Here is a 25,308-nt window from a genome sequence, read left to right as displayed (position 1 = left end):
GATATTCCCAATGAAAAGAGGCCTTATTGTTACCACAGTAAGGCCTCTTTTCTGTTAGAGCTCTTCTACCCTGTCAAAGAGAGATGCATCCTGTTCAAGCTTTGCTCTATTACCAATAGCTGTTCTATGGCTCTTTGTCAGCATCTCCTCCAGAAGAGGCGCAAATTTGCGTAGATCGCCAACCTCTGTTGAGATGATCTCCTCAATCCGTGCCTCTTTATATTGGGGAGTGATACCGCTGATGAACTCATTGCGGGCAACTGCCCCTCTGCTTGCCTGGCTCTGGTGTGGGGTGAATCCACCATAGGTGCCAATAATAAGCTGGTCCATCACCTCGCGTGGCAGGGAGAGGTTTTTGGTTACCTCGGCGACCCTGTTATAGGCATCGTAGGTTTTAGCAACCTGTGGATCACGGTAGCTGACAAAGAGCATATTGCCATTGAGCTGACTGAACTGGATAAAACAGCCGTAGGCTCCACCCATTTGCCGTACTGTATTCCACAGATAATCCCTGGAAAAATAGGTTTTAAGCACCTCGAAGTGGCCGTTGTAACCGCTGCCCTGAGGGAAGAGGTTTGCCCCCTGGATGGCAAAGACAACCTCTGCCGAGGTAATAAATGCCTCATGCTTTGCCAGGTTCATTACTGGCGGTTTCTGGCGGCTGACTCTGTGTGTAGGGAGGCTCTTGATAAGAGCCGGGCAGAGTTTTAGGAAGTGCTCTATCTGCGGTCTGTTTGCCGTGATGCCTATTTGCAGGTTCTGTTGATTGAGAAGGAGATGCGCTATCTCCTCTAGTCCTGCCAGAAAGGTCTCTTCTCTTTGCTCATAGTTCAGAGCAAGGTCTTTCAGGGCTCGATAGGCGGTGATCCCACCATACATTTCCCGGTAAGCTCCGCCTATACTGAGCTGTGCCTCAGCTCGTCCGGCGGCAAGGCCATATCCTTCGCTCTGGGCGGAGTGATCAGTCCAGGCAAATTCCCGGCCGACAATCTCCTGAATTCGAGCCCGGTCGGCAAAGGATGGTTTGCTGAGTAGGGAGCTGATAAGGCTTACTGCCCTTTCCAGATAGTCCGGCAAGCATTTTAGGTGAAACCAGGCGATGGGACGTGGGGTCTTCTCCCGGTCGATGTTGCCATAGACGCTTGCAGAGAAGGAGAAACCACCTGTGCTGGTTGCAACCTCCTTGGCAAAGGACATATAGTTGAGCTGCTCGGTACCTATTTCGGTGATAATGGTGCCAAAGATATCGAACCAAGGGAGGAGGTGAGCTGGGATGGCGGAAAAATCAAAGCCCAGATCTATATAGGCGATGTGGTTGGTGTCAAGATCACTGATTAAAACATCTTTATCTGCCACCTTAACGGTACTTGCCTGGTGGAAATCAAAGGATGTTGAGAGATCCTTAAGGGTCAAACTTGGTAAGAGGGCCAAATTTTCAACGCTATTGGCTTCCTGCTGCTCTTGCATCAGCTCTTGGGTGCGGGCAATGCGCTGTACCTTTTCAGTCTCGCTCAGTTGTTGGTCGTAGCTCTGTAGGCGCGCCTCCTCTTCAGCCTTGGTGCTGAGCTGTTTTTGGGGGTCGGGGCTTAGGCTGAGGGTGACCGTGGCAGGGTTATCGAGGAGGAATTCTTTGATAAGCTGCTCAAAATAACCCTCTTCCAAGGCCTTTTTGCGCAGGTCCTGTAGCATTGACTCGTTTTCCAGGCAGGCAAAGGGGTCCATTCCATATTTTAGAGCGGGCATAACCTTGCCGATAAGGTCCAGTCCTCGTTGTGCCTTGCTCGAATCTTCTCGATAGTCAAATTCAAATTTATTGAGCTCAGAGAGCACCAGTTCGTGGTCAAGCCCATTCTCTACCATATCCTGCAGTGCCTCTTGGTAGATCCGGACGAATTCTTCTTGATGTTCCGCTTCACTTCCCACCAAATAGCTGAGCATAAAGGTCTGGTAGGAGGATGATGCCATGTAGAGTCCGCCAAAATCCTTACAGAGTCCACTTGAGACAATACGATTTTTTAGAGGAGAGGCATCTGAGTTAAAGAGGATATTGGCGATAATTTGGAAGGCGGTATTCTTTTCTCGTTCGGTGACCTTGGCTATGTTGGTGCCAACGGCAATAAAGGTCTTCTCTTTTGTGTCAGTGGAATCCACCGCATAGGTTTTGTGAATGGAAACAGGGGACTTAATTCCCGGGCCTTCTATGACTACCGCTTTTTCACCCTTTTCTGGAAAGTGGGCGTCAAATTTTTTCTCGAGATATTGGAGCTCTTCTTCCAGGGGGGCATCTCCATAGAAAAAATACATACCATTGCTGGCATGGTAGTGCTGGCTGTGGAAATCGCAGAACTCCTGGTAGCTGAGATCGGGGATGTTTCTGGGGTCTCCGCCTGACTCGTGGGCGTAGGTGGAGTCGGGCATAAGTCCACCGTATATATTGTGGAAAATATGGCGAATAGGATCTGAAAAGGCACCCTTCATCTCATTATAGACCACGCCTTGAAATTCCAGGGGGGCATCCTCTGCCTCTTGATGATAGTGCCAACCTTCCTGCTCGAAGGTTGCTGGATCGAGGAGTGGCTTAAATACCACGTCACAGTAGACATCCATTATGCTGAAATATTCTTTGATATTTCTGGTGGCAAAGGGGTAATAGGTGATGTCTGATCCCGTCATGGCATTGAGAAAGGTCATGAGCCCGCCCTTATGTATCTCGCCAAAGACATCCTTTACCGGGTACTTTTCAGAACCCATCAGGACGGAGTGCTCAAGGATGTGGGCAACGCCCGTTGAATCGGTAGGGATGGTGTTGAAGGCCGCAGAGAAGGTTTTATTGTGGTCATCGTTTTTTATGGCAACAACGGGGCATCCCAGGCGGCTATGTTCAAAGAGATAAACGGTGGAGTTTATTTCGGCGATAAAAAGCTTCTTCTTTAGGATGAACTGAAAGTACTCTTTTCCATTAATATAGGTCATTTGCTCTTTGTGATTTCTGAGGTTGAGAGAAAAATATGGGTCTGTAGCTGTTAGAAGATCTTTTCTGAATCGAGTAGCATGGTAACAGGACCATCATTTATGAGTTGTACATCCATGTCAGCCTGGAATATTCCCGTCGCCACCTCTAAACCGCTCTTTTTGACCTCTTCTATAAAGAGGTCGTAAATCCTTTTGGCAAATTCGGGGTTGGCGGCCTGGGAGTAACTGGGGCGCCTACCTTTTCGACAGTCACCATAGAGGGTGAATTGGGAGACAATAAGCATCTTTCCCCCCCTGTCTTGTAATGAATGGTTCATTTTTCCTTCATCGTCTTCAAAAATACGCAGATGGCGTATTTTCTCTGCCATCCATTTGATCTCTTTTTCCGTGTCGCTTGCCTGCACGCCGAGAAAAACCACAAGGCCATGCTCTATTTCGCCGACAATATTATTTGCTACGGTGACCGAGGCCTCTTTACTTCGTTGAATGACAGCTCGCATAGTTAATTATCTTTTTGAAAATTGGTAATTGTTACACCTGTTAAGACCAGCAGTCCGCCTGCAAGTACAGAGATGTTGACATATTCTCCGAGAATGAAATGGCCCAGAATCAGGGTGAAGATAGGGACAAGGTTGAGAAATATTGATGTCTTGGTCGTGCCGATTGCTTTCAGGGCCTTGTAGTACCAACAAAAGCCAAGGGCTGTGCCGCCGACCCCCATATAGAGTACGCAGATCCAGCCTAGGTCCGTAATCTGTGGCATAAGGGTAAAGAGACCATCGCCTATGGCAAAGGGGAAGAGCATTGCTGTTCCCAACATGCATGAGAAGCAGACTGCTGAAAGAGGTGACATGGAGATTAATACCTTACGGCTGGCCAGGGTGTAGGCTGCCCAGCTTGCTGCACAGCCAAGCAGGGACTGCTCGCCTATGCCAAAGCCTCCCTGCAGTACTTTTTCTGGGTGTCCATTGCTGATTACTATCACGGCTCCGGTAAAGGAGAGGAGTACGCCCAGAAATCCCTTCAAGGAGAGTCTCTCCTTGAGGAAAAGGGTTGCGGTAATGGTAATCATCAGTGGCGTGGCTGCGATAAAGAGGGCGGCTCTGCCAGCTTCGATATGCTGTAATCCTTTGAAAAAGAAGATGTTGTAGGCAAAGATACCTGTGAAACCAAGGAGGAGGAGGGGGAGTAGTTGTTCTTTTTCCGGTCGTGGTATGGCTCCGAATTTTATCCTAAGGACGAGAAAAAGACTGCTAGAGGCAACAAAAAAACGAAGAAAACCGGCTACACTCGGAGGTAGGTTCTGCCCTAGGATTCTGCCTGCGACGAATGTACCTGCCCAAAAAAACATGGTGAGAGTTAAGTAGAGGTAGATGAGTAGGGGGCGAGCTGTTTTTTCAGGCATGAACGTTCCTAACTATGAGATATGGTTTTGTTTGAGGGGCTTCAAGAAATATCTAATTCACATTAGTCAGATAGAGTGGTATTCTTTTCTTTTGTTAGGGTTGCTTTTTGTTGAGCTTGATCAATAAACTCCAGGGACTTGTGGCGCAAATGGCCTCCGCCTGTCTTGTCTTTATTGTAAAATCAAATGAGAAGGCGATGAGTCTTCTTGCTGAAAATGAAGTCATCGATGATATATTAATTACCACCAATGCCCATTACTTCATCATAAGGCACCTGCCTAATCAACCGTTTTTTATCGTGACCTCAAAGGATGAATGGCTAGGACAGACACGAATGCTTATGAAGAACTATAAGCCTGAATTCGTGAAGAATGAAGAGTGCTTGCGGGGTCAATTATCAGGGATTGGTAATGCTGATATCCCCTCTCTTGAGGGGATATCTCTACGGCCCTATTTGTTTTTGATCAGTGGATGACCAAGCTCCGCACGCTGAATGACGTACTGTTCGGCAACGCCTCGGGCGATGTTACGAATTCTGCCAATATAGCGGGTGCGTTCTGTTACACTGATTGCCTTTCTGGCATCCAGTAGATTGAAGGTGTGTGAGCATTTGAGGCAGTAATCGTAGGCGGGAAGAATAAGTTTCTTGGCAATGAGCTTATGTGCCTCTTCTTCAAAGGAGTTGAAGAAGTCAGTCAGCTTTTCTACGTTAGCCTCTTCAAAGTTGAAGGTAGAGAACTCAACCTCGGCCTGATGAAAGATCTCCCCATAGGTGACCTCGTCGTTCCAGGCAATGTCGTAGACGCTTTCTACGCCCTGTAGATACATGGCTATGCGTTCAAGTCCATAGGTGATCTCGACCGTGGTGGGCGTGAGATCGATGGAGCCTGCCTGTTGGAAATAGGTAAATTGGGAAATTTCCATGCCGTCGAGCCAAATTTCCCAACCGAGTCCGGAGGCACCAAGGGTCGGTGATTCCCAGTCATCTTCAACAAAACGGATGTCGTGTTCGAGAAGGTTGAGGCCAAAGCGTTTGAGGCTACCAAGGTACAGTTCTTGGATATTGAGTGGCGATGGCTTCATCACTACCTGATACTGGTAGTAATGTTGCAACCTGTTTGGGTTTTCGCCGTAGCGTCCATCTGTTGGCCGTCTTGATGGCTGAGCGTATGCCGCCTTCCATGGTTCTGGCCCCAGTGAACGCAGTAGGGTGGCTGGGTGAAATGTTCCGGCACCCACTTCCATGTCATAGGGTTGTTGGACAACACAACCCTGCTCGGCCCAATAGTTGTTAAGTTCAAAAATAATATTTTGGAAATTCATTTTTATGCCTCTGTATTTTATGCTTGAGTTCCCTGCTTAAGAACTCAAAGTTGGGTTTCCTGATAACAATATTTCAAATTCGCTAGTATATAACTTTCGGCATAGTGACGCAAGAACAACAAGGCGAGAAAATACGATAAGGGACAAAGAGAAATAGAAATTTATTCTATTGTTTTTAAGCCTGGGAAAAGAATCTCTTCTAGCCCAAATTGCAACAATTTGCCCTGCCGTGAAACGTCTCCATGTCTGTGTCTGGGTGGAGGTGACACTTGACAAAGGTGGGAATAGTTCTCATTATCTAAGCTTGTTATTGGTCCCTATGGTAACTTAAAACTCTAACCACTTGAGGATACAATGCTTATTGATACAACAGTAGCCATACGCAAAGAGTTATTAAAAACAGCCAGAACTATTGCCATGGTAGGTCTTTCGCCCAAGGAGCAGCGACCAAGTAATATGGTTGCCCGCTATCTCATAGGCGAGGGATTTACCGTTATTCCCGTTAATCCTGGGCAAACAGAAATCCTGGGGAGGAGGTGTTATGCCTCCCTGTTGGAGATTCCTGACAAAATAGATATCGTTAATATCTTTCGTCGAGCAGAGGCGGTGCCGCCGATTGTTCAGGGGGCCATAGCCCTTGGCGCCCGTGCTGTCTGGATGCAAGAGGGGATACGTCATGAGGTGGCCGCTGCAGAGGCTAGACAGGCTGGGCTGGTTGTGGTGATGGATAGATGTATTAAAGGGTTGATCATCAGGGGTTCAGGGGAGGTGTTACTCTTCAGGGCTGTCGTCTGTAAAAAGATATGAAAGATACTACTGTCAGTAGCAGGAGTAGAGGGCTTATATGGAACCGCAAATATTAAGCATTCGGGGTGCGCGGATGCATAATTTGAAGAATGTAGATGTTGATATTCCGCGTAATAAATTCGTTGTATTTACTGGTCTTTCTGGTTCCGGTAAATCAAGCCTCGCCTTTGATACCCTCTATGCGGAGGGGCAGCGTCGTTATGTTGAGTCTCTCTCCACCTATGCCCGTCAGTTTCTAGGGCAGATGGATAAACCCGACGTTGATTCTCTTGAGGGCTTATCGCCAGCCGTTTCCATTGAGCAGAAGACAACCAACAATAATCCTCGTTCGACCGTAGGGACGGTAACGGAGATCTATGATCATCTGCGTCTGCTCTTTGCCCGTTGTGGTCGTCCTCACTGTCACCAGTGTGGAGAAGAGATCCAGTCCCAGTCCATAGAGGATATGGTTAATATATTATTGGCAAAGCCTGCGGGCACCAAGGTCGTTTTGCTTGCTCCTCTGGTAACAGAGCGTAAGGGACGACATGAAAAGCTTTTGGCCCAGATACGCAAGGAGGGCTTTGTCCGTATCCGGGTTGATGGCGATATTGTTCATGCCGATGAGGACCTTGAGCTGGATAAAAATCATAAGCACTCCATCGAGGTGGTGGTGGATAGAATAGTGCTGAAAGAGGGCGTTGGCAGGCGACTGTCTGATTCTATCAGCACCGCAGTGAGGCTTACCGAGGGTTTTTTGGCAGTCCTCTATCCTGAGGATAACTCCCTTGAGCTTTTTAGCGAGCATGCCGCCTGTCATCACTGCGGTATTTCTATGCCGCCTCTTTCTACTCAGCTCTTTTCCTTTAATAATCCCTTGGGTGCCTGTTCCGATTGCGGTGGACTTGGGGTGAAGCAGTTCTTTGACCCTGCTCTGGTGGTCCCTGATCCTGCCAAGAGCATCGTCGAGGGGACACTTGCTCCTTGGGCCTGGCGTGAGGAGATGTCCTATACGGGCCATATTCTCACCTCTCTGGCCAGGCATTATCATTTCTCTTTGACGACGCCCTTTGAGGGTCTACCCGTTCGAATTCAGGAGATACTGCTCCATGGCTCGGGCGCTGAGGAGATTATCTTTCATTACCAGAAGGGCCGAAGGAAGATGACCTCGGAAAAGCCCTTTGAGGGGATTATTCCCCAGCTGAATCGTCGTTTCCATGAGACCCAGTCTCCCATGATCCGGGAAGAGCTCGGTAAGTATATGAACGAACAGGTCTGCCCGACCTGTGGGGGCGCACGCCTGAAGCCTACGGCCTTGGCCGTTAAGGTGGGGCCCTGGTCGATATACGATCTTGTCGGCTTTTCCATTGAGCAGCTACGCCGGGAGTTGGCCCAAGTCTCATTCACCGAACGGGAAGAGAAGATCGGTGGTCCTATTTTGAAGGAAATTGCCGATAGACTCTCCTTCTTGGCCGATGTTGGTCTGGGCTATCTCTCCCTGTCCCGGCGTGCTGGAACCCTCTCCGGTGGAGAGGCGCAGCGTATTCGTCTGGCATCGCAGATAGGTTCCCGTCTTGCCGGGGTGCTCTATATTCTTGATGAACCAAGTATCGGTCTGCACCAGAGGGATAATGAGAAGCTTATCAAGACCCTGGTGGAGCTACGTGATCTGGGTAATAGCGTCTTGGTGGTGGAGCATGATACCGAGACTATTTTGGCTGCCGACCATGTGTTGGATATGGGGCTCGGTGCCGGAGTGCATGGTGGTGAGGTTGTCTATAATGGTTCCGTTCAAGGCCTGCTGGAGGATGAAAAATCCATTACCGGGGCCTATCTCTCCGGGCGTAAAGAGATTGCCGTACCGGCTAAACGCCGACCTGTCTCTAAGGCCAAGAAGAGGAATCTCAGGGTGAAAAATGGCATTGAGAATAATCTGAAGAAGGTGAATGTCTCCTTTCCTCTTGGGGTGATGACCTGTGTTACCGGTGTTTCAGGATCCGGCAAGAGTTCACTGGTGATGGAGACTCTTTATCGCTATGCCCATGCGGGTCTGGTGAAGAGGATGGCGAGCTTTCAGCAGGGAGGGACAGAGGTGAGCGGCCTGGATCTGATAGATAAAATTGTTGATATTGATCAGAGCCCCATCGGCCGAACGCCACGATCTAATCCTGCAACCTATACCGGTGTCTTTACCCCTATTCGGGAGCTTTTTGCCTCTTTGCCAGAGGCCCGGGCCCGTGGCTATAAGCCTGGGCGTTTTAGTTTTAATATCAAGGGTGGTCGTTGCGAGGCCTGTGATGGTGAGGGGGTAAATCGAATCTCCATGCACTTCCTGCCCGATGTCTATGTAGTCTGTGAAACATGTAAGGGCCGTCGTTATAATAGTGAAACCCTTGAGATAGAGTACCGTGGCAAAAATATCCATGAGGTGCTTGCCATGAAGGTGGAGGAGGCTCTGGAGTTCTTTCAAAATGTGCCCCTTATTAAAAGACGTTTACAGACCCTCTTTGATGTGGGCCTCTCCTATATTTCCCTGGGGCAATCTTCTGTGACTCTCTCCGGTGGAGAGGCCCAGCGAGTGAAACTCTCCCGTGAACTGTCGGGACGATCCACGGGCAAAGCCCTTTATATTCTCGATGAGCCGACCACAGGTCTTCATCCGGCAGATATTCAGCATCTGCTCCATGTTTTGAATAGATTGGTAGAGGCAGGAAATACGGTGGTTGTGATAGAGCATAACCTGGATGTGGTGAAAACCGCAGATTGGCTTATTGATGTCGGTCCGGAGGGTGGTGATGGTGGCGGAGAGATTATTGCTCAGGGAAGGCCGGAGGATGTGTGCACGGTTGCTGCCTCCCACACTGGCAGATTTCTCCGTCATGTCCTCTGATTTTGCCTCTTATCCCCTAAAAATGTATGAGAAAGGCTTGCTTGTCCAGGAAAAGTGCGTTTATATGAGAGGCTATTTTTTGCAGGTGATTTTGTAGTTTAATATAAATTTTTTATAAGAGGATTGTCCAATGGCAGAGACCAATGAGAAGCAAGCTGCGCACCCAGAGTTCCGTATGCAGAAGATGTATACCAAAGATCTCAGTTTTGAAAGCCCAAGCGCACCTGCGGTATTTTTGGATGGCGGGTCAGAGCCTAAGGTAGAACTTAATCTTCAGCTCAATAATAAGAAGGTTGATGATGATCATTGGGAAGTAAGCCTTGAGATTAACGCCAAGGTAACTGCCGACGATGGTGCCAAGACCCTTTTTATCCTTGAACTTGAGCATGCGGCAATTTTCTGGGTGAGAAATATTCCGGAAGAGCATTTGGCCATGGTTCTTGCCGTGGATTGCCCGACCCTTCTCTTTCCATTTACCAGACAAATTGCCAGCCAGGTTTCTGTAGACGGTGGTTTTGCCCCATTTTTGATGGAGCCAGTAAACTTCATGGCCCTCTTTCAGGGTGCCAAGAAGCAGGAGCAGGAGCAGACAGCAAACTAGCAGTGAGTAAGGTGGTAAAAAAAAGGCCCTCTCGTTTTCGAGAGGGCCTTTTTTTTATCTTTTTTTGTTCAAGAAATGAGAGATTATTGAATGCCGTTTCTGGCGAAATCATGTATCAGGAGGCAGGCATTACGCTGTACTGCCTTGCTGAATAGGGCATCGTGCTGTGGGTCAGCGAAGAAAGATCTTCGCCCAGTTTCGATATTGGTATGATTGGTCCATACCACATCGCCTGTCACCGCCTCTTGTACCCAGATGCGAAGTTCCACCATGCCATCTACCCGTGTGCCTTCAGCAAATGCGCTCTGGCCGTCGTAGGAATCGGAGTCTGCAAAACCCAAGAGTATTCTGCTGGCACCTTCACCAAAGAATGGCAAAAGGCCTCTTTTCCAGGGCGCCCATGAGGCATCGGCGCGTTTTTTGTATTCGATGATCCGGCCACGCATAATATAGTCTGCGCCAAAGGTTTTGCCGATCCTGGCAATTGCTTTGGGGTCAAGTCCTGAGGTTTTGCGGTTCATCTTGTTCTGTTGTGAAATTTCAGCACGGAAGATGTCTTCCATCTGTTGTGACCAGGTATCTGTGTCGATCTCTCTCTGCAGGGAGGCTTGTTGCTGGACAGAGGTAATAATCCCTCTCTTTTGCAGATAGGAGAGTACGTCATCCTGTACGGGCAGGGCAAATCCATTGAGCACCAACATATCGGTGATGGCCTCGGTTACTGCGATGTCTCTTCTTCTGGCGGAGTCAACACTACTGTCAGCATAGTCTGCAAAGGGCAGGATGACGACGGTCTTTCCTTTACCAACTGCATTATAAGGAGCTGTTGGGGTGAGGCTGACTTTTTCTGTTACGGTTTGACCGCAGCCCGTTACCAGTAGCATAGCAAAACCGATGCAAAGAAGTTGCAACCTAGTTAACATGAGATATTCCCCTATTTATAATTAATGAAATGGCTGACCTTGTTAATGCCCTATATAATTCGTGGCTGGATAAGAATAACCAGCTCCTTTTTCTGTTTTGATTTTCCCTCATAGCCAAAAAGGTATTTGAGTCCGGGGATGCTGCCGAGGATGGGTACCGAAGAACCTGTAGTGCTATTCGACTCGGAGATAAGTCCGCCTATGATCAGGGTCTCACCATCCTTGACTCGTACCGTGGTGCTCATCTCTCGGACATTGAGTACGGGAAGGCCCACGGAGGCACCATCATCGCCTACCTGTCTATATTCTATTTCCTCTCCGTCTTTGAAGGGAACAAGTTCCGAGGTGACGGGGACCAGGTTCATGATGATCTCACTGTCATCGAGGACGGTGGCCGTGATACCAAGACCCAGACCTGAGAGGAGGCTGTCGGTTTCTGTAGTATAGGTGATGGTGCTGGTGCCGATGCTACTTGTATCTCTATCGGCTTCAATCTCGCTGATATAGGTGATGCTTCTGCCCACGGAGATCAGGGCTGGCTGGCCGTTCATGACGCTGAGTTTGGGGTTGGAGAGCACCTTGGTGTCGCCCTGTTCGTTCAGGGCTTTTATTAACACATGAAAATCGGTGGACTCTAATGTGATGGTGTCAAGGAAGCCTGAACCATTGTGAAAGATAGCGTCTGTCGCATCGCCATAATTAACTTTTCCTCCCAATTTAAACCCATCTCCTCCTAGGACATTTGACCAGTCAATACCGATACTTGAGGCGTCGCTGAGGGTAACCTCAATGATTTTGGCATCGATGGCGATCTGTTTATAGAGCTCTTTCTTAAGGCTGAAAAAATAGGCATCAAGTCTGTCCAGGACATTTCGAGGTGCTGAAACCGTGATGAGACCGATGGGTTTATCAATGATATACATGGCCCCACCTGCAGCGTACCTTCTGGTTGCCGTGGGACTCTGCTCTTCTGCCTCAGGGTTAGCGTCAGGATCTGCCAGATCGTCGGCAGTCGCCCCTGCAATGGTATTGGTCCTCCAGGTCTGGAGGATGGCATCCATGTTGCCCTGGATATTATCCCAGATATCAAAGGCATTATCCTCACTTCTTATTTCCACGGTACCATTGATATTCTCTGACTCCTCGTTGTTGCCCAGCATATTCCCACCCGTTGCGGTATTGTAGGCACTTTTGATAAATGGCATGGCAACATGAAACTGACGGGTCTCCTTATAGCGGACAATGATAGTATTATTTTGTATTTCATGGAAGTAATCTACCTGGCGCAACAGGTTATCAAGGGACTCATAAAAATCGTCGCCTGCCTGGATATCTACATCGACGAGGACATCACGGTTGACATCACTTGCCCAGGAAACATTCATATCTTTCAGGCTTGCCAGGCGCTTGATGATATCGGCAAGGGGTTGAGGGCCACGGCTTGAACGGATGGTGGCACCAACCTTCACCGAGGTGGCCTCTTCTGAAAATTCTTTGCCGAACTCTTCCTGGTCAACTTTATACCGGGGTGTTTGATACTGCACCGGTAGTGGTTTCGGTCTTGAGGGGATTATCTTCGTCGGTGTCGGGCTAATATCTGCCGTCTCAATAGCCTGCTGAGATTTCTCTCCAGTTGTGGGCTGAACAGGCTTGCTGACGCCACAGGCAGAGACTGTTAAGATAAGTAGCAAGAGGCTACCGGAGAGAAAAATATTTTTTATAGACTTCATAAAAACCTCTTGGAATGCAAAGTTTATGTTGAAAGTTATGACTCATAAGATGCTAGTTGAGTTGTGCCTGTAATCTTTCTGTAATATATTTTTTGAGTGATGGTCGCAACTGAAAGCCAGAGTTTAATATGGCATTATACTGTTTGTTTGCCTTTTGGTACTGACCTTGCTTGTCATAAATTCGGCCAATGGCAATCATGTTATCGAGGGTCTCGCCGTATTCTTCTTGGAGTTTTTTGAGGAGAATAAGGGCTGCTCTGTTGTTGTTGTTGTTTTCGCTGAATGCGGCAAAGCTGGCCAGAGCCTCTTGTGCTGGGGGGGTGCCACTGATGCTTTGCCTGAAAAATTCAGAAGCCTGAGTTACGCGACCCATATTGGCCGAGCTGATGGCAGCATAGAGAGCGGCTCTGCTGTCGCTTGCATTGATTGCCAGTGCCTTTTGGGCGTAGTAGAGAGCCTTGGCATTCATGCCAAGATCAACAAGGTATATTGTGGCAATTCTGCTGGCTATTTGTGTGTTTTCCGGCCAGAGATTCAGGGCCTGATTATAGAGTTCTACCGCTATTTCAAATTGTTCCTTTTTCTCAGCCTTGCGCGCCTGGGCTAAAAATTCCTTGGCTTGAAGAATTTCTTTAGGCTGTTGGGCAGCCTGCTCGATGATTAACTCTTCGTGGGCAATGATCTCGGGCGACTCTTCGATGGTGAGGCTGCCAACAGATTGATTTGGCCAGACAAAGGCCTTATTTTTGGCATAGATCACAATGGTGTTAAATCGTTCTTCTTTTTCAAGATCTTTGAGATTGAGTATAATATCAAGGGCAAAGTCCCAGGGTACATCTTTAAGCGCCAGGGTGAGGGAGCCGGTGACACTCTCATCAACAATAATATTTTGCCCGGAAACCTCTCTGAGGAGTCTGAATACATTGTGCAGGTCGATCTTAAAAAAATCAACGCTGATACGTTCGCGGTCGTAGCCTGCAAATACAGATTGGAGCTTATTGGGTTTTGTTGGGCTTTTGCCATTTTGTAGGGATACGCCTGCACTGTTGGCAAGTCTTTCTGAAGAATCTATGAGACTTTTAAGGGTGTTATCCGTTGACTGCTGGTGGGGTTGGCTGTTTTCATTAATAATTACATTGAGCCCTTCGAGGCTTGATTGGATGCTGTAGTGAAAAAGTGTTTCGGAGGAAGAATCAAAAATAATTCGTACCCCATTGCCTCTGGGTACGGCCTGAACTGTCGCAACGGAGGTGCCTATCTCTTTTGTCCGTATAAGTTGGCTGATATCCACCTCGTTAATATCGATATACATTCTTGGTGGTTTTCCTGCTGACTTTTTCAGGGTGTCTACCTGGTAATCTGTGATTTTGTTATTGGCGACGATCTTGATAGTTGTCGTTTTGCTTGCTGTTATGACTTGAAATGCAGTTATTCTGGTCAGTTCTTTTGCCAGCTCGTTTTTTATGGGGGCAAAGGTAATTTTTAAACCGTTGGGACGATTTATGACCCGGTAGTTGTGGCTGTTATCTAGAGTGAATTCCAAGCGGGTTGCTGCTGTGTTACCTGCCCTATGGTCAGTCACCTTGAGCGTAACAAATTTATTTTTTGGAAGAATTTTATCTGGAGTAATATCTCCACTGAAGGTGGCATTGGCGATATCGATAACAACTCGAAAGGGAGAAAATCTCTCTGTAACTGTGTAGACCGGGGTGCTCTTGCCCATGAGGAGAAGCGATAGTGTTTCATGGTCGATGCTGGCATCAGCCTGGTCGATGCTGAAGTCTGTTGCAGTGGCAGCAAAGAGGGAATTGGCTGCTGTCAGGGCAAACAGGACGCAAAAGAACACAAAGATATGTCGTGTGTTATGTTTTTTGTACATTGCTTACTCTTCTCCTTCTGACTTTAATGCCATAATAATTTGAGTTATTTTTTTCTTTCCAGCTCTGTTTGTGGCTGTTTCTTCAATAATTATTGATTTAGCAGTGATATCTTTGACGACGCCACGTTTGCCAATAAGAGTGCCGGTCTCTATGGTAAATCCCTGTCCTATAAGATCCTGAACCATTGCTACCTTTTTTTCAGGTGTTGCCAGGATGGCGACCAGCTTGAGTTGATCCGGCTCAAACAGCCTCATTCCAAATAAGGTCTCTTCCGAGTCAACAATTTCATCCATGTTAGCTTGGGTACTGGCCTGTTGTTCCTTGATAAAGGGAAGAAAGGGATCCTGCCTGTTTTCCATTTGATATTCGAAGCTGGCCTGATCTTTTAAAAAAGAATCTGCTGCCGTTTCGAGAGAAGAGGGAGCTATGCTGGCAAGGCATGTCTGTGCTAATAATATACCGGTGGGTAGAAGATAGTATATGCCTTTAGCCTTCGGTGATTTTTTTTTATAAGAGAGTATTCTCATAGTGTTATGCTTACTTTTTTTGCTTTTTAGGTAACTCAATATTGGTGAATTGGTAGGTTACCAGTTGGCAGTTTGAGGTTAAGAGCATTTCTCCATCTTCTTTTTTTGGGGAAGTCATCTTTACGCTTTTTACAGAAACAATTCTTTCTAACTTGTTTATCTGATCAAAGAAAGAACCAACATTATGATAAGGTCCACGTACCTGAATGGATATGGGGATTTCAGCATAAAAGTCTTTTGGCCTGTTGGCCAGCGGTTTAAAAGAGATAAAATCGAGGCCCGTGTTGCTACCAAGAGCTGAAATATCTTTGAGGAGTTTTGGGATCTCCTTCTCTTTTGGCAGAAGGGCTGCTTGTGTCTCAAAGTCCAGGGTAGTTGCCTCGACCTCTTTTTGAAATTTTGCCAGGTTGGCAGCCTTATTCTTTGCCACCGTCACTGTCTGCTGAGTATTTTTTTCTTGTTGTTGCAGACGAGTGATTTTCTCATTGTTGGGCAGGGAGTAGAGGAAGATAAAGGCCAATAGGGGGATGGTAAGGATGGCCACAGCTATAGCTATTTTCACCCTGGGCTGCAGAGGGATATATTTTTTGTCGAGAAAAGATGTGAGTGATGTTGAGTTAATATTCATAGTATCTCTGGGCAACCTTTATGACTTTTTTACCTGTGCTACTTTCTGCTGAGGAACAGAAACAGCGCATGTAAGAGAGAACTTCTTAAGGTTTCTGCCGGAAACCTGTTGCATGGAGGTGCCTGTTAAGTTGACTTCTCTGATAAAGGGGGAGCTCTTTAGGGTATTCATGAAGTCAGAAATGGTCCTGTTGTCGAGGGCAATTCCTGAAATTCGTAGTGAGCCACCATTTTGGTCGAGAGAGTTGATCCACATTCTCTTGTTATCCACAGAGTTTGAAACTTCATCTAAAACATGCATGGAGAGCGAAGAGTCTAGCTGGAGCGTTTTGATAACTGCTGTTTTACGCTCTAGCTCTGCCTTGTGTTTTTTGAGATTTTCTATCTTTTTCAATATGGGGTTATAGGAGTTCTTTTCCTTGTGTAGGCGACTGATAGAATCTTCCAGATCAACGATTGTGCCCGATTGGTGAATGCCAACGAGGGTGCAGGCAAAGATGATAAAACAGAGACTTATGAAGATCATAAGGAGCTGTTTTTTTGCCTCAGCACGTTTTTTAAGCTGCCTGATTGGCAGAAGGTTTATTTTGAGCATAAGTCTACCGAGTGTATTCCATAGTGATTAAATAACGGATTCTCGAAGAGCAATGCCGGTGGCAATTGCCATTTCTGGTCCAATACTTGCGAGATAGTCTGGATCGATATTTTTCTCATCAATATCAATACCCTTAAAGGGTGAGAAAATTTTAACGTCAATTCCTGTCTCCTGGGAGAGGAAATCGGCAAAACCAGATACCTTTGCTCCGCCGCCGGCAAGGACAATTTTTTGCAGTGGTCTGTCCTGATGGTTGGCATGGTAAAGATCAATAGATTTTTTAATCTCAAGTACCCAATAGGAACAGGTAGAGTTGAATATCTCCCTTATCTGTTCCTGGCTTTTCCCGGCAGGACTTATTCCGAGCTTGATATCTTCGGCTTCTTTGAATTCGATGCCGAGGTTATCCTGAATTTTCTCTGTGAGCTGTTGGCTACCGAGCGCTATATCTCTTGCTACAACGGAAATACCGTTGGAGATAAGATTGATATTCATCGTCGTTGCACCTATGTTAACGAGAGCAACGTCTTTTTCGTTGGGGTGGGCGTGCTCAAATGCATTCTCGAAGGCAAAGCCATCAACATCAACCAGAACCGGAGTAAGACCCTGTTCTTCAAACATGAACAGATAATCCTGGACGACCTCCTTTTTAGCCGCTACTAGCATTATGTCTGTTCTGTCCTGAGGATCTGTGTTGGTCTTAAGATCTTGGAAGTCGAGGTAGACATCATCCTGATCAAAGGGGATATACTGTTCAGCTTCAGCCAGGATGTGTTCTTCTAGCAGGGCATCTTCCATGGCATCGAGAACAATTTTTTTTACAATAACAGAGTAGCCAGAGATAGAAAAACCAATTTTTTTATTCCGTATGCGTAAATTTTGTAGAAGGTTTTTTACTATTTCACCGACCAAAGATGGTTCATTAAGGATACCGTCATCAACAGCGCCTTCGGGAAGAAGTGCCGTGCCTAGGGAGAGCAGACTATATCTGCTACCATTTTTTTTGAGTTGGCAAATTTTTACCGAGTGAGAGCCGATGTCAATGCCGACAACAAGCTTATTTCGGGATAGAAATGGTATTTGCATAATCATCCTAAGTGAAAAAAAACAGCATCATGTAGGCACAAAAAATGTGACGAACGATGAACCTCATTAAGAAACTAAGTTTATAGGTTATTTAGGACATAGAATTAGCCCTTTGTCAAGGGCTCAAATGAGGGGTATTGGCCTTCTTTGTTTTCTGATATATCGGTAAATTACTGTTAATTTATTTATTATCCTTCTGCCAGATTATTGTTAGGATCTTGTTCTTTTTTTATATTTTTGCATAATAGAGCTGTATAACAGTCTTGTAATAAAAAAAAAATTGCAGTAGCTTGGGCAAGATTTGTATGCGGTTCTATTTAGAGGTACTCATACCTACACTTTAAGGGGTTTGTTTTGGGGAAAAATATAAACGGTAAATCGGTCGTGCGAGAATATGTGGAAGCTATTGTGGTAGCCATTATTCTTGCTCTTTTTATCCGGACTTTTGTCGTTCAGGCCTTTAAAATTCCGTCTGGCTCAATGCTTCCTACCCTGCAAATTGGTGATCACCTACTGGTCAATAAGTTTATTTATGGTATAAAAACGCCTTTCTCTGGAAAAACCATTATTCCCATAAGTACTCCTGAACGCGGAGATATTGTTGTTTTTCGTTTTCCTAAAGATCCCTCCATTGATTATATAAAAAGAGTTGTTGGTATTTCTGGTGATCAAATTGTAATAAAGAACAAGGTCATCTATATTAATGGGAAGAAGGTTGACGATTCCCATGCCTATGTGACTGACTCTCCAATGTTGCCTCGTGGTGAGAGTCCCCGGGATAATCTTGGCCCCATTTTGGTGCCGGATGGAAGCATTTTTGTCATGGGGGATAATCGTGACAATAGCTATGATAGTCGTTTTTGGGGATTTGTGAATAAAAAGGCCATACTGGGTGAGGCATTTGTTCTCTATTGGTCTTGGAATATCAAGCAACCCCTCTTCTCACTTGATAGGTGGACGTCTATAAAATGGGCGCGGATTGGTAGGTTGGTTGATTAGTCATGTTTGTCTTTTTGTTGGGACAGGCATCTTTATAAACACCTTATAAAAATAGAGCATATGGATTCCACATACTGTTTTTCACATAAACATATTTTTGGCATTGAGCAGATGTCTACGGAGGATATTGTCCATATCCTTGACACGGCTCAATCGTTTAAAGAAATATCAGAGCGCTCCATAAAAAAGGTGCCAACACTGCGCGGTAAAACGGTGGTGAATCTTTTTCTGGAGCCATCGACCAGGACGCGTCTCTCCTTTGAAGTTGCCGGGAAGAGATTGAGTGCAGATACCTTTAATATTTCAGGGTCCACCAGTTCTACCACCAAGGGTGAAACCCTGGTGGATACAGCTCGTAATATTGAGGCGATGCGACCGGATGCGATTGTCCTGCGTCACTCGAGTTCTGGTGCTGCTCAAATTTTGGCCAAACATATAGATGCATCTATCATTAACGCAGGTGATGGTACTCACGAACATCCAAGTCAGGCCCTGCTTGATATGATGACCGTACGGGATAATTTTGGCTCTATCAAGGGCTTGATTATTACTATTATTGGTGACATCGCCCATAGTCGTGTTGCTCTCTCTGATATCATTGGTTTCACCAAGATGGGAGCCACGGTTCGCCTTGCCGGTCCTGCTACCTTTATTCCCATGGGGATAGAGGCGATGGGGGTGGAGGTCTATAGTTCTGTTGCAGAGGCTGTGCAGGATGCTAATGTGGTCATGGCTCTCCGCATTCAAAAGGAGAGACAGAATGATCCGTTGATTCCGAGTCTTCGCGAGTATTCCATCTGTTATGGGGTCAATAAAAAGCTTCTGGAGCGGGCAGCAGATGATGTTATCATCATGCACCCGGGACCTGTGAATCGGGGGGTGGAACTCAATCCCGATGTGGCCGATGGAAAGGGTTCTGTAATCCTTGATCAGGTGACTAACGGTGTTGCCGTACGTATGGCACTTCTCTACCTGGTTGCAGGTGGCAATAGAAATGGTGAGGAGCAGGGAGTTTAGTTATGATCATTATATTAAAGGGTGGCAGGGTTATTGATCCGCGTAATCGTCGTGATGAAGATGCGGATATCTGGATGGAAGATGGTCAGATCATTGCTCCTCAGGAGACTGTTCCGGAAGATGCAAAGATCTATGATCTTGCCGGTAAGTGGGTGGTGCCTGGTCTGATAGACATGCATGTGCATCTGCGTGATCCGGGTGAAGAGTATAAGGAGAGTATTGTAACCGGTACCGATGCGGCTGCCGCTGGTGGTTTTACTGCCGTCGCCTGTATGCCAAATACCGATCCTGTCAATGATACCGGATCTGTTACCCGTTATATCCTTGAAAAAAGCGAGGGGGCTGCTGCCCGTGTCTATCCTGTTGGGGCGCTGAGTGAAGGCCTTAAGGGTGAGAGTCTCGCTGAATATGCTGATATGAAGCATGCTGGTGCTGTTGCCCTTACCGATGATGGTAATCCGGTGGTAAGCAGTCAGCTGATGCGCAGGGCCATGGAGTACGCCAAGAGCCATGATATGCTTGTTATCTCTCATTCAGAGGAGCCAACACTGAGTAAGCGAGGCTGCATGAACGAGGGTCTGGTTGCGACTCGTCTTGGTCTTAAGGGTATTCCTGCCGTTGCCGAATCGATTATGGTTCAGCGTGAAATTGCCCTGGCTGGGCTGACCGGGGCTCGCCTCCATATTGCTCATGTGAGCTGTATAGAATCTCTGGCTGCTATTCGCGATGCGAAAAAACGTGGTTTGCCGGTGACAGCAGAGACGGCACCTCATTACTTCTCTTTGACCGATGATGCAGTGATCGGATATGACACCCATGCCAAAATGAATCCGCCTCTACGTACTGAGGAGCATCGCCAGGCAATTCGTCAGGCCTTAGCCGATGGAACTCTCGATGTCATAGCCACCGATCATGCACCTCACTCCATTGTTGAGAAAGAGGTGACCTTTGAGTATGCGGCAAATGGTATAGTGGGTCTTGAAACATCTCTTGGTCTCTCTCTTGCCCTTGTTCGTGATGGTGTTCTTACTCCATCACGCCTTGTGGAACTGATGAGTTCAGTACCAGCCCAAATACTTTCCGTTGCCGGTGGTGAACTGGGGGTAGGTGCTATTGCAGATGTTACCGTAATTGATCCCGAGCTGGAACATACCTTCCTTATTGCAGAAGGCCGTTCCCGGGGGGCAAACTCTCCCTTTGATGGTTGGAAGCTTAAGGGCGCTGCCACTCTTACCTTTGTGGCAGGTGAGGAGAGTTACTGCCGTTGAGGATGATTGGAAGCGCTCGGAGAATGACGCTTGCCTGGTAGGCCAGTGCCTGCACTCCTTGTTGCAGTGCTTCTTTCAGCGTGTTGGCGTAGAGGGGATCTATGTGGGTTGCCGGCGAGAAGGAATCGGCGTCCTCTCGTTGGATAAGAAAGAATATGTAGGCATTTTCTCCTTGCTTCACTAATTTGATAAGCTCTCGTAGGTGCTTTGTGCCGCGGGCAGTGACTGCATCGGGGAACATTGCCCTTCGATTTTCCGCCATGGAACAATTTTTAATTTCAATATAGCTTTTTTGATCCGCATGGTCTACAAGGAGGTCTAATCGACTGCCCTTGGAGACGGTTATCTCTCGCTGCACCTTGGTAGCTCCAGAAAATTCAGCTATACTGCCATTGAGAATGGCCTTTGCGACGATGCTATTTGTCCGCCCTGTGTTAACTCCTATCCAAGTGTGATTTTCAAAGATCATCTCCAGGGTGTGGGCGTATTTTCTCTTGGGGTTGTCGGAGATGGAGAGCATAACGGGGCTGTTAGGTGTTGAGCAGGTACGCATGGTGCCCGTATTGGGGCAGTAGACTGTTATGATCGTACCATCTTCGATCTCTACATCCGCTAAAAACCGTTTATATCTTCTGATGAGTCTTGCCGGGGTGAGTCCTTGTGAGAAGTCCATATAAGTATCTCTTCTATAAGTAAAATTTATATTGCATATCAATTGCCTTGGTGCTAAAGAGGGTGGCACGCTGACAGGTCTGAGTGATATGCTCTTGATAAGACAGTAGGTAGTTTTTGAGATTGCCTTTTAGCTGTACCGTAGGTGTTGTTAATCGTACAACTGGGCTTTATGGCAAAGCAGCAGGCGCAGTTGCAATTATGTTTCCATTCTATAAAGAAAGGAGAAACGCTGCTATGAAATTAGGTATCAATGGACTTGGAAGGATAGGGAAACTTTCTCTATGGCATCACGTGGCCCATGAAAATTTTTCCGAAGTAGTGGTGAATATTGGTCGCGAAGTTGGAGGTGGCCTCCACGATCTTGCTTCTTCTATTGAACGTGATTCAACCTTTGGCAATCTCGCAGCTTATCTGCATGGATGTCATGGTGGGCGAGTAATTGAGGAACTGAATGAAGCAGCAGGCACCATGGTGATAAATGGTGTCCCTGTTAAAATATTGCGCAATGCGAGAAATCCACGGGAAATTGGCTGGCAAGAGCATGGTGTTAAGCTTGTTGTGGATAGTACGGGTGCCTTTACCGATCCAACAGCCGATGCTGATTCTGCTCGTGGCGCTCTGCGCGGTCATATGCAATCCGGCGCTGAAAAGGTTGTTCTTTCAGCACCGTTTAAGATCAAGTCGAAGGGACTTGTTATGCCGGAAGATGCGGTAACGGTTGTTTCGGGCATTAACGATGAGAGTTATGATCCTCAGCAGCACTCCCTCATTTCAGCGGCATCCTGTACCACGACCTGTCTTTCCTATATGATCAAGCCTTTGCTTGACTCTTTGGGTGCTGACCGGGTGCTGAGTGCTTCTATGGTTACGGTTCATGCCGCAACGGGCAGCCAGCAGGTGCTTGACCGTTTGCCTGGTGCCGGTGCTCAGGATCTACGTAAAAACCGATCGATTTTAAATAATATAATTCTGACCACAACCGGTGCAGCCAAGGCCCTTGCCCTTGTTATTCCCGAGATGGCCTCCATTGGTTTTATGGCAGAGTCCGTCCGTGTCCCTACTGCGGCTGGTTCACTGATTATCCTTGTCCTTAATCTCCAGGATGATAAGGAAGAGCGGATAAAGCGTAATCTGATTAACGGTATCTATAAAGAGTATTCCGAGATCAATAACTTTCTGCGTTATTCAGAGGAACAGAACGTCTCTTCTGATATCATGGGATATCCGGTGGCAGCAGCTGTCATTGAAGCTAGCGAAACCCATACCCGTACCGCCAATATTCAGGTGAACCTGAATAATGTCGCAGGTGCTTCTCTGGTCGATGGTGCGAGTCCGCTCCTCGATGTTCCCGTGACCCAGGCAGTGGTTTACGGTTGGTATGATAATGAGTTGGCTAGTTATACCAATATGCTGGGAGATCTTACTAAGCAGGTAGCAGCTAAGATGATCTAATTTTTAAAGGGCTCTGCATCCCCTGTAGGGCCCTTTAGAGGTAAAAAAATGTTGTTTCGTGCCATGCTTCCTGCAGATCTTGATTCTGTTGTCAGGATTGAATCACAATCCCCCTCGCCCTGGTCGCCCTCATCCCTGCTCGAAGAATATAATTGTCCTCGTGGTTTTCAATATGTTTTGCTGGATGGTAATCTGATTGTTGGCTGGTGCGCTCTGACCTTGCTTGATTTTGAAGCAGAACTGCTTAAAATTGCTATTGATAAAAGCCATAGAGGGCAAGGGTTGGGGCAGCTGTTGTTGAAGGAGGCCCTGGCACACCTTGAGGCTCAGAATGTCTGTGAGATTTTTTTAGAGGTACGTTCTCATAATACTCCCGCCTGTCGTCTCTATGCTAAAAATGGTTTTAAGCAGGTGGGAACGCGAAAGAATTACTATCAGAATCCTGCCGATGATGCCTTGGTTTTAAAAAAAACAGTTGTTAATAATTAGTGTTTTTCTCAATATAGAAGGAGAAACGTATGAAGTCGTTACGTGAATTGGAACTCGCCGGTAAGCGAGTCTTGGTACGGGTGGATTTTAATGTGCCGATGGATGATAAGCAACGAATAACCGACGATATTCGTATTCGTATGGTTCTTCCCACCCTACGCTATGTGCTTGAACAGGGTGGCCGCTTAATTATCTGTTCTCATATGGGTAGGCCCAAGGGCAAGCGAGTTGAGGAGTATAGTCTTGCTCCCATAGCCCGTCATCTTGCAGGTCTGCTAGGCAGAGATGTCGGCATTGCTCCGGATTGTATTGGTGCTGAGGTGGAGGCGCAGGTGGCAGCCCTTGGCGTAGGCGAGGTGCTTCTTTTGCAAAACCTTCGTTTTTACGGCGAAGAAACGGAAAATGATGCCGTCTTTGCCGGTAAGCTTGCAGGACTTGCCGATGTCTATGTAAATGATGCCTTTGCCGTATCTCATCGAGCCCATGCCTCCGTGGTTGGAGTTGCCGAGCGGGTAGCTGAAAAATGTGCCGGCTTTCTCCTGCAGACAGAGATAGATTATTTTCATAAATCGATGAATGACCCCATTCGTCCCCTGGTGGCCCTGGTGGGTGGAGCCAAGGTCTCCTCTAAGATAGGTGCCCTGGAAAATATGCTTGGTAAGGTCGATAAGATGATTATTGGCGGTGCCATGGCCAATACCTTCTTAATGAGTCAGGGCGTCGATGTTGGTGCCTCAAAGGTGGAGGATGACCTGCTTGTCACCGCCAGGAATTTTCTGCAGGCAGCAGGGGAGCGGGGGATGAAGGTCTATCTTCCCGTTGATTTTGTGGTTGCAGATCGTTTTGCCGCCGATGCGGTGCACAAGACTGTGCCCGCCGATAGTGTTCCGGAGGGTTGGATGGCCCTCGATGTCGGCCCGGCAAGTAGTATTCTCTTTCGAGAGGCCCTGCAGGGTGCCGGTACCATCGTCTGGAATGGGCCCATGGGCGCTTTTGAGATGGATGCCTTTGCCGGAGGGACCATGAGTCTCTGTCGTGATGTTGCCGCTTCGCAGGCGCTTTCGATCACTGGTGGTGGGGATTCTAATGCCGCAGTGAAGAAATCAGGCGAGGCAGATAATATCTCCTATATGTCCACCGGTGGAGGGGCCTTCTTGCAGTTGATGGAGGGGAAAACCCTACCTGGGGTGGATGCCTTGGAAGCATAACTGGTATCAATAGGTTAAGGTTTAATCTATTTTGAGGTGCGGGATAGGTTAAACCTCCCAGCTCCATATAGAATAACTATAACAGGGTGAAGAGATGAAGAGAAAGGCTTTGATTGCAGGGAACTGGAAGATGCATATGACGGTGCTTGAAGGTTGTCGTCTGGCAGCGGAAATTGTTGCATCCTGTAAGGATTATACGGATAGAGAGGTGCTTCTTGCACCGCCCTGCACAATAATAAGCGAAGTCTCCCATATCCTTGCGGGTAGTAAGATTATCCTCTCGTCGCACAATGTCTGCTGGGAAGAAAAGGGTGCCTTTACCGGAGAGATTTCTCCCACTATGCTCCAAGATGCGGGGGCAAGCTGTGCAATTGTTGGCCACTCTGAACGTCGCCAGGTATTTTTTGAAAGTGATGAGGTGATTAACAAACGCTTAAAGGGTGCTCTGGCCTTTGGTTTGATGGGCATTTTATGTATTGGCGAGACCCTTGAGGAGCGTGAGGCGGGCAATACCCAGGCCGTGCTTGAGAGACAGGTGCGTAAGGGACTTGCAGATGTTCCTGCTTCCCAGATGAAACAGGTTGTTCTTGCCTATGAACCTGTCTGGGCAATTGGCACCGGAGTCACGGCAAGCAAGGAGCAGGTTCAGGAAACACACGCTGCCCTGCGGCAATTAATTTCAGAAATATATGAAAAAGATATTGCGGAAGGACTGCGTATATTGTATGGTGGCTCGGTTAAAGCAACCAATGTAGACGAGTTGATGTCCCAACAGGATATCGATGGAGCCTTAGTAGGTGGCGCGGCTTTAGATAGTATATCTTTTGCTCGCATAATTAATTTTGAATAAGGG

The 25,308-nt window shown here is 47.2% G+C and carries 23 protein-coding genes; 11 read left to right on the top strand and 12 right to left on the bottom strand.

Annotated elements, in window-relative coordinates:
* Nucleotides 1–54: 54 nt before the first annotated feature.
* From DP_RS00605 to DP_RS00595, 3 genes are read right to left on the bottom strand one after another with little or no spacing between them, the layout of a single operon-like run.
* Entirely contained in the window at nucleotides 55–2,973 is a 2,919-nt protein-coding gene (locus tag DP_RS00605) for an insulinase family protein (protein ID WP_011187366.1), read from the bottom strand.
* Between the two features lie 50 nt (nucleotides 2,974–3,023).
* Nucleotides 3,024–3,473 (bottom strand): D-aminoacyl-tRNA deacylase, encoded by a 450-nt coding sequence (gene dtd, locus DP_RS00600; protein ID WP_011187365.1) that lies wholly within the window; start codon nucleotides 3,471–3,473, stop codon nucleotides 3,024–3,026.
* A 2-nt stretch (nucleotides 3,474–3,475) separates the two neighbouring features.
* Nucleotides 3,476–4,378, bottom strand: a complete 903-nt coding sequence (locus DP_RS00595; protein WP_011187364.1) for a DMT family transporter — start codon at nucleotides 4,376–4,378, stop codon at nucleotides 3,476–3,478.
* Nucleotides 4,379–4,485: 107 nt separating this feature from the next.
* Here DP_RS00595 and DP_RS00590 point away from each other — a divergent pair, with 107 nt between their 5' ends.
* Entirely contained in the window at nucleotides 4,486–4,854 is a 369-nt protein-coding gene (locus tag DP_RS00590) for a hypothetical protein (RefSeq protein ID WP_156792167.1), read from the top strand.
* Here DP_RS00590 and glyQ read toward each other — a convergent pair.
* Nucleotides 4,830–5,702, bottom strand: coding sequence for a glycine--tRNA ligase subunit alpha (gene glyQ, locus DP_RS00585; RefSeq protein ID WP_011187363.1), 873 nt, complete (start codon nucleotides 5,700–5,702; stop codon nucleotides 4,830–4,832). The two genes, DP_RS00590 and glyQ, sit on opposite strands and share 25 nt — an antisense overlap.
* 354 nt (nucleotides 5,703–6,056) lie before the next feature.
* Here glyQ and DP_RS00580 point away from each other — a divergent pair, with 354 nt between their 5' ends.
* From DP_RS00580 to secB, 3 genes are all read left to right on the top strand, one after another.
* On the top strand, nucleotides 6,057–6,509 hold the full coding sequence (locus DP_RS00580) for a CoA-binding protein (protein ID WP_011187362.1): 453 nt from the start codon (nucleotides 6,057–6,059) through the stop codon (nucleotides 6,507–6,509).
* A gap of 37 nt (nucleotides 6,510–6,546) precedes the next feature.
* Complete coding sequence (gene uvrA, locus DP_RS00575) at nucleotides 6,547–9,378, top strand: excinuclease ABC subunit UvrA (protein WP_011187361.1); 2,832 nt, start codon at nucleotides 6,547–6,549, stop codon at nucleotides 9,376–9,378.
* A gap of 130 nt (nucleotides 9,379–9,508) precedes the next feature.
* Nucleotides 9,509–9,979, top strand: coding sequence for a protein-export chaperone SecB (secB, locus tag DP_RS00570; protein ID WP_011187360.1), 471 nt, complete (start codon nucleotides 9,509–9,511; stop codon nucleotides 9,977–9,979).
* Nucleotides 9,980–10,062: 83 nt separating this feature from the next.
* Here the strand turns inward: secB and DP_RS00565 are convergent, their stop codons facing one another.
* Genes DP_RS00565 through pilM form a run of 7 tightly spaced genes read right to left on the bottom strand, consistent with a single transcriptional unit; the run spans nucleotide 10,063 to nucleotide 17,347 of the window.
* On the bottom strand, nucleotides 10,063–10,902 hold the full coding sequence (locus DP_RS00565) for a hypothetical protein (RefSeq protein ID WP_011187359.1): 840 nt from the start codon (nucleotides 10,900–10,902) through the stop codon (nucleotides 10,063–10,065).
* Nucleotides 10,903–10,952: 50 nt separating this feature from the next.
* Entirely contained in the window at nucleotides 10,953–12,632 is a 1,680-nt protein-coding gene (gene mshL / locus DP_RS00560) for a pilus (MSHA type) biogenesis protein MshL (RefSeq protein ID WP_011187358.1), read from the bottom strand.
* 52 nt (nucleotides 12,633–12,684) lie between these two features.
* Nucleotides 12,685–14,511: a secretin and TonB N-terminal domain-containing protein gene (locus DP_RS00555; RefSeq protein WP_011187357.1), complete on the bottom strand. Its 1,827-nt coding sequence runs from the start codon at nucleotides 14,509–14,511 to the stop codon at nucleotides 12,685–12,687.
* Between the two features lie 3 nt (nucleotides 14,512–14,514).
* Nucleotides 14,515–15,039, bottom strand: coding sequence for a pilus assembly protein PilP (locus DP_RS00550; RefSeq protein WP_041277436.1), 525 nt, complete (start codon nucleotides 15,037–15,039; stop codon nucleotides 14,515–14,517).
* Nucleotides 15,040–15,049: 10 nt separating this feature from the next.
* Nucleotides 15,050–15,667, bottom strand: a complete 618-nt coding sequence (locus DP_RS00545; RefSeq protein WP_156792166.1) for a type IV pilus inner membrane component PilO — start codon at nucleotides 15,665–15,667, stop codon at nucleotides 15,050–15,052.
* A gap of 18 nt (nucleotides 15,668–15,685) precedes the next feature.
* Nucleotides 15,686–16,261, bottom strand: coding sequence for a PilN domain-containing protein (locus DP_RS00540; RefSeq protein ID WP_011187354.1), 576 nt, complete (start codon nucleotides 16,259–16,261; stop codon nucleotides 15,686–15,688).
* A 27-nt stretch (nucleotides 16,262–16,288) separates the two neighbouring features.
* A complete protein-coding gene (gene pilM, locus DP_RS00535) occupies nucleotides 16,289–17,347 on the bottom strand; it encodes a type IV pilus biogenesis protein PilM (protein ID WP_156792165.1) in 1,059 nt (352 codons plus the stop codon).
* 354 nt (nucleotides 17,348–17,701) lie between these two features.
* On the opposite strand from pilM, the gene lepB reads away from it, so the two are divergent.
* Genes lepB through DP_RS00520 form a run of 3 tightly spaced genes read left to right on the top strand, consistent with a single transcriptional unit; the run spans nucleotide 17,702 to nucleotide 20,631 of the window.
* Nucleotides 17,702–18,346, top strand: coding sequence for a signal peptidase I (gene lepB, locus DP_RS00530; RefSeq protein ID WP_011187352.1), 645 nt, complete (start codon nucleotides 17,702–17,704; stop codon nucleotides 18,344–18,346).
* 60 nt (nucleotides 18,347–18,406) lie between these two features.
* A complete protein-coding gene (locus DP_RS00525; RefSeq protein ID WP_041277435.1) occupies nucleotides 18,407–19,363 on the top strand; it encodes an aspartate carbamoyltransferase catalytic subunit in 957 nt (318 codons plus the stop codon).
* 2 nt (nucleotides 19,364–19,365) lie between these two features.
* Entirely contained in the window at nucleotides 19,366–20,631 is a 1,266-nt protein-coding gene (locus DP_RS00520; protein WP_011187350.1) for a dihydroorotase, read from the top strand.
* Here the strand turns inward: DP_RS00520 and sfsA are convergent.
* Entirely contained in the window at nucleotides 20,594–21,304 is a 711-nt protein-coding gene (gene sfsA, locus DP_RS00515) for a DNA/RNA nuclease SfsA (protein WP_041277434.1), read from the bottom strand. The genes DP_RS00520 and sfsA overlap by 38 nt on opposite strands.
* A 236-nt stretch (nucleotides 21,305–21,540) precedes the next feature.
* Between sfsA and DP_RS00510 the strand changes: the two genes are divergently transcribed.
* The 4 genes from DP_RS00510 (at nucleotide 21,541) to tpiA (ending at nucleotide 25,305) form a co-directional block, all read left to right on the top strand.
* Nucleotides 21,541–22,758, top strand: coding sequence for a type I glyceraldehyde-3-phosphate dehydrogenase (locus DP_RS00510; RefSeq protein ID WP_011187348.1), 1,218 nt, complete (start codon nucleotides 21,541–21,543; stop codon nucleotides 22,756–22,758).
* A gap of 48 nt (nucleotides 22,759–22,806) precedes the next feature.
* Complete coding sequence (gene rimI, locus DP_RS00505) at nucleotides 22,807–23,247, top strand: ribosomal protein S18-alanine N-acetyltransferase (protein WP_011187347.1); 441 nt, start codon at nucleotides 22,807–22,809, stop codon at nucleotides 23,245–23,247.
* Nucleotides 23,248–23,276: 29 nt separating this feature from the next.
* On the top strand, nucleotides 23,277–24,455 hold the full coding sequence (locus tag DP_RS00500; RefSeq protein WP_011187346.1) for a phosphoglycerate kinase: 1,179 nt from the start codon (nucleotides 23,277–23,279) through the stop codon (nucleotides 24,453–24,455).
* 94 nt (nucleotides 24,456–24,549) lie between these two features.
* On the top strand, nucleotides 24,550–25,305 hold the full coding sequence (gene tpiA, locus DP_RS00495) for a triose-phosphate isomerase (RefSeq protein WP_011187345.1): 756 nt from the start codon (nucleotides 24,550–24,552) through the stop codon (nucleotides 25,303–25,305).
* Nucleotides 25,306–25,308: the final 3 nt, after the last annotated feature.

The organism is Desulfotalea psychrophila LSv54 (genome assembly GCF_000025945.1).
GTDB lineage: Bacteria > Desulfobacterota > Desulfobulbia > Desulfobulbales > Desulfocapsaceae > Desulfotalea > Desulfotalea psychrophila.
This window is presented reverse-complemented; position numbering and strand designations above follow the sequence as displayed.

Coding starts and splice junctions, on each gene's coding strand:
- DP_RS00580 (WP_011187362.1), top strand. CDS start 6,057: ATGCTTATTGATACAACAGTAGCCATACGCAAAGAGTTATTAAAAACA.
- DP_RS00565 (WP_011187359.1), bottom strand. CDS start 10,902: ATGTTAACTAGGTTGCAACTTCTTTGCATCGGTTTTGCTATGCTACTG.
- DP_RS00605 (WP_011187366.1), bottom strand. CDS start 2,973: ATGACCTATATTAATGGAAAAGAGTACTTTCAGTTCATCCTAAAGAAG.
- DP_RS00520 (WP_011187350.1), top strand. CDS start 19,366: ATGATCATTATATTAAAGGGTGGCAGGGTTATTGATCCGCGTAATCGT.
- DP_RS00545 (WP_156792166.1), bottom strand. CDS start 15,667: ATGAATATTAACTCAACATCACTCACATCTTTTCTCGACAAAAAATAT.
- rimI (WP_011187347.1), top strand. CDS start 22,807: ATGTTGTTTCGTGCCATGCTTCCTGCAGATCTTGATTCTGTTGTCAGG.
- DP_RS00525 (WP_041277435.1), top strand. CDS start 18,407: ATGGATTCCACATACTGTTTTTCACATAAACATATTTTTGGCATTGAG.
- DP_RS00555 (WP_011187357.1), bottom strand. CDS start 14,511: ATGTACAAAAAACATAACACACGACATATCTTTGTGTTCTTTTGCGTC.
- DP_RS00540 (WP_011187354.1), bottom strand. CDS start 16,261: ATGCTCAAAATAAACCTTCTGCCAATCAGGCAGCTTAAAAAACGTGCT.
- secB (WP_011187360.1), top strand. CDS start 9,509: ATGGCAGAGACCAATGAGAAGCAAGCTGCGCACCCAGAGTTCCGTATG.
- DP_RS00510 (WP_011187348.1), top strand. CDS start 21,541: ATGAAATTAGGTATCAATGGACTTGGAAGGATAGGGAAACTTTCTCTA.
- DP_RS00500 (WP_011187346.1), top strand. CDS start 23,277: ATGAAGTCGTTACGTGAATTGGAACTCGCCGGTAAGCGAGTCTTGGTA.
- sfsA (WP_041277434.1), bottom strand. CDS start 21,304: ATGGACTTCTCACAAGGACTCACCCCGGCAAGACTCATCAGAAGATAT.
- pilM (WP_156792165.1), bottom strand. CDS start 17,347: ATGCAAATACCATTTCTATCCCGAAATAAGCTTGTTGTCGGCATTGAC.
- DP_RS00550 (WP_041277436.1), bottom strand. CDS start 15,039: ATGAGAATACTCTCTTATAAAAAAAAATCACCGAAGGCTAAAGGCATA.
- tpiA (WP_011187345.1), top strand. CDS start 24,550: ATGAAGAGAAAGGCTTTGATTGCAGGGAACTGGAAGATGCATATGACG.
- dtd (WP_011187365.1), bottom strand. CDS start 3,473: ATGCGAGCTGTCATTCAACGAAGTAAAGAGGCCTCGGTCACCGTAGCA.
- DP_RS00595 (WP_011187364.1), bottom strand. CDS start 4,378: ATGCCTGAAAAAACAGCTCGCCCCCTACTCATCTACCTCTACTTAACT.
- glyQ (WP_011187363.1), bottom strand. CDS start 5,702: ATGAATTTCCAAAATATTATTTTTGAACTTAACAACTATTGGGCCGAG.
- uvrA (WP_011187361.1), top strand. CDS start 6,547: ATGGAACCGCAAATATTAAGCATTCGGGGTGCGCGGATGCATAATTTG.
- mshL (WP_011187358.1), bottom strand. CDS start 12,632: ATGAAGTCTATAAAAAATATTTTTCTCTCCGGTAGCCTCTTGCTACTT.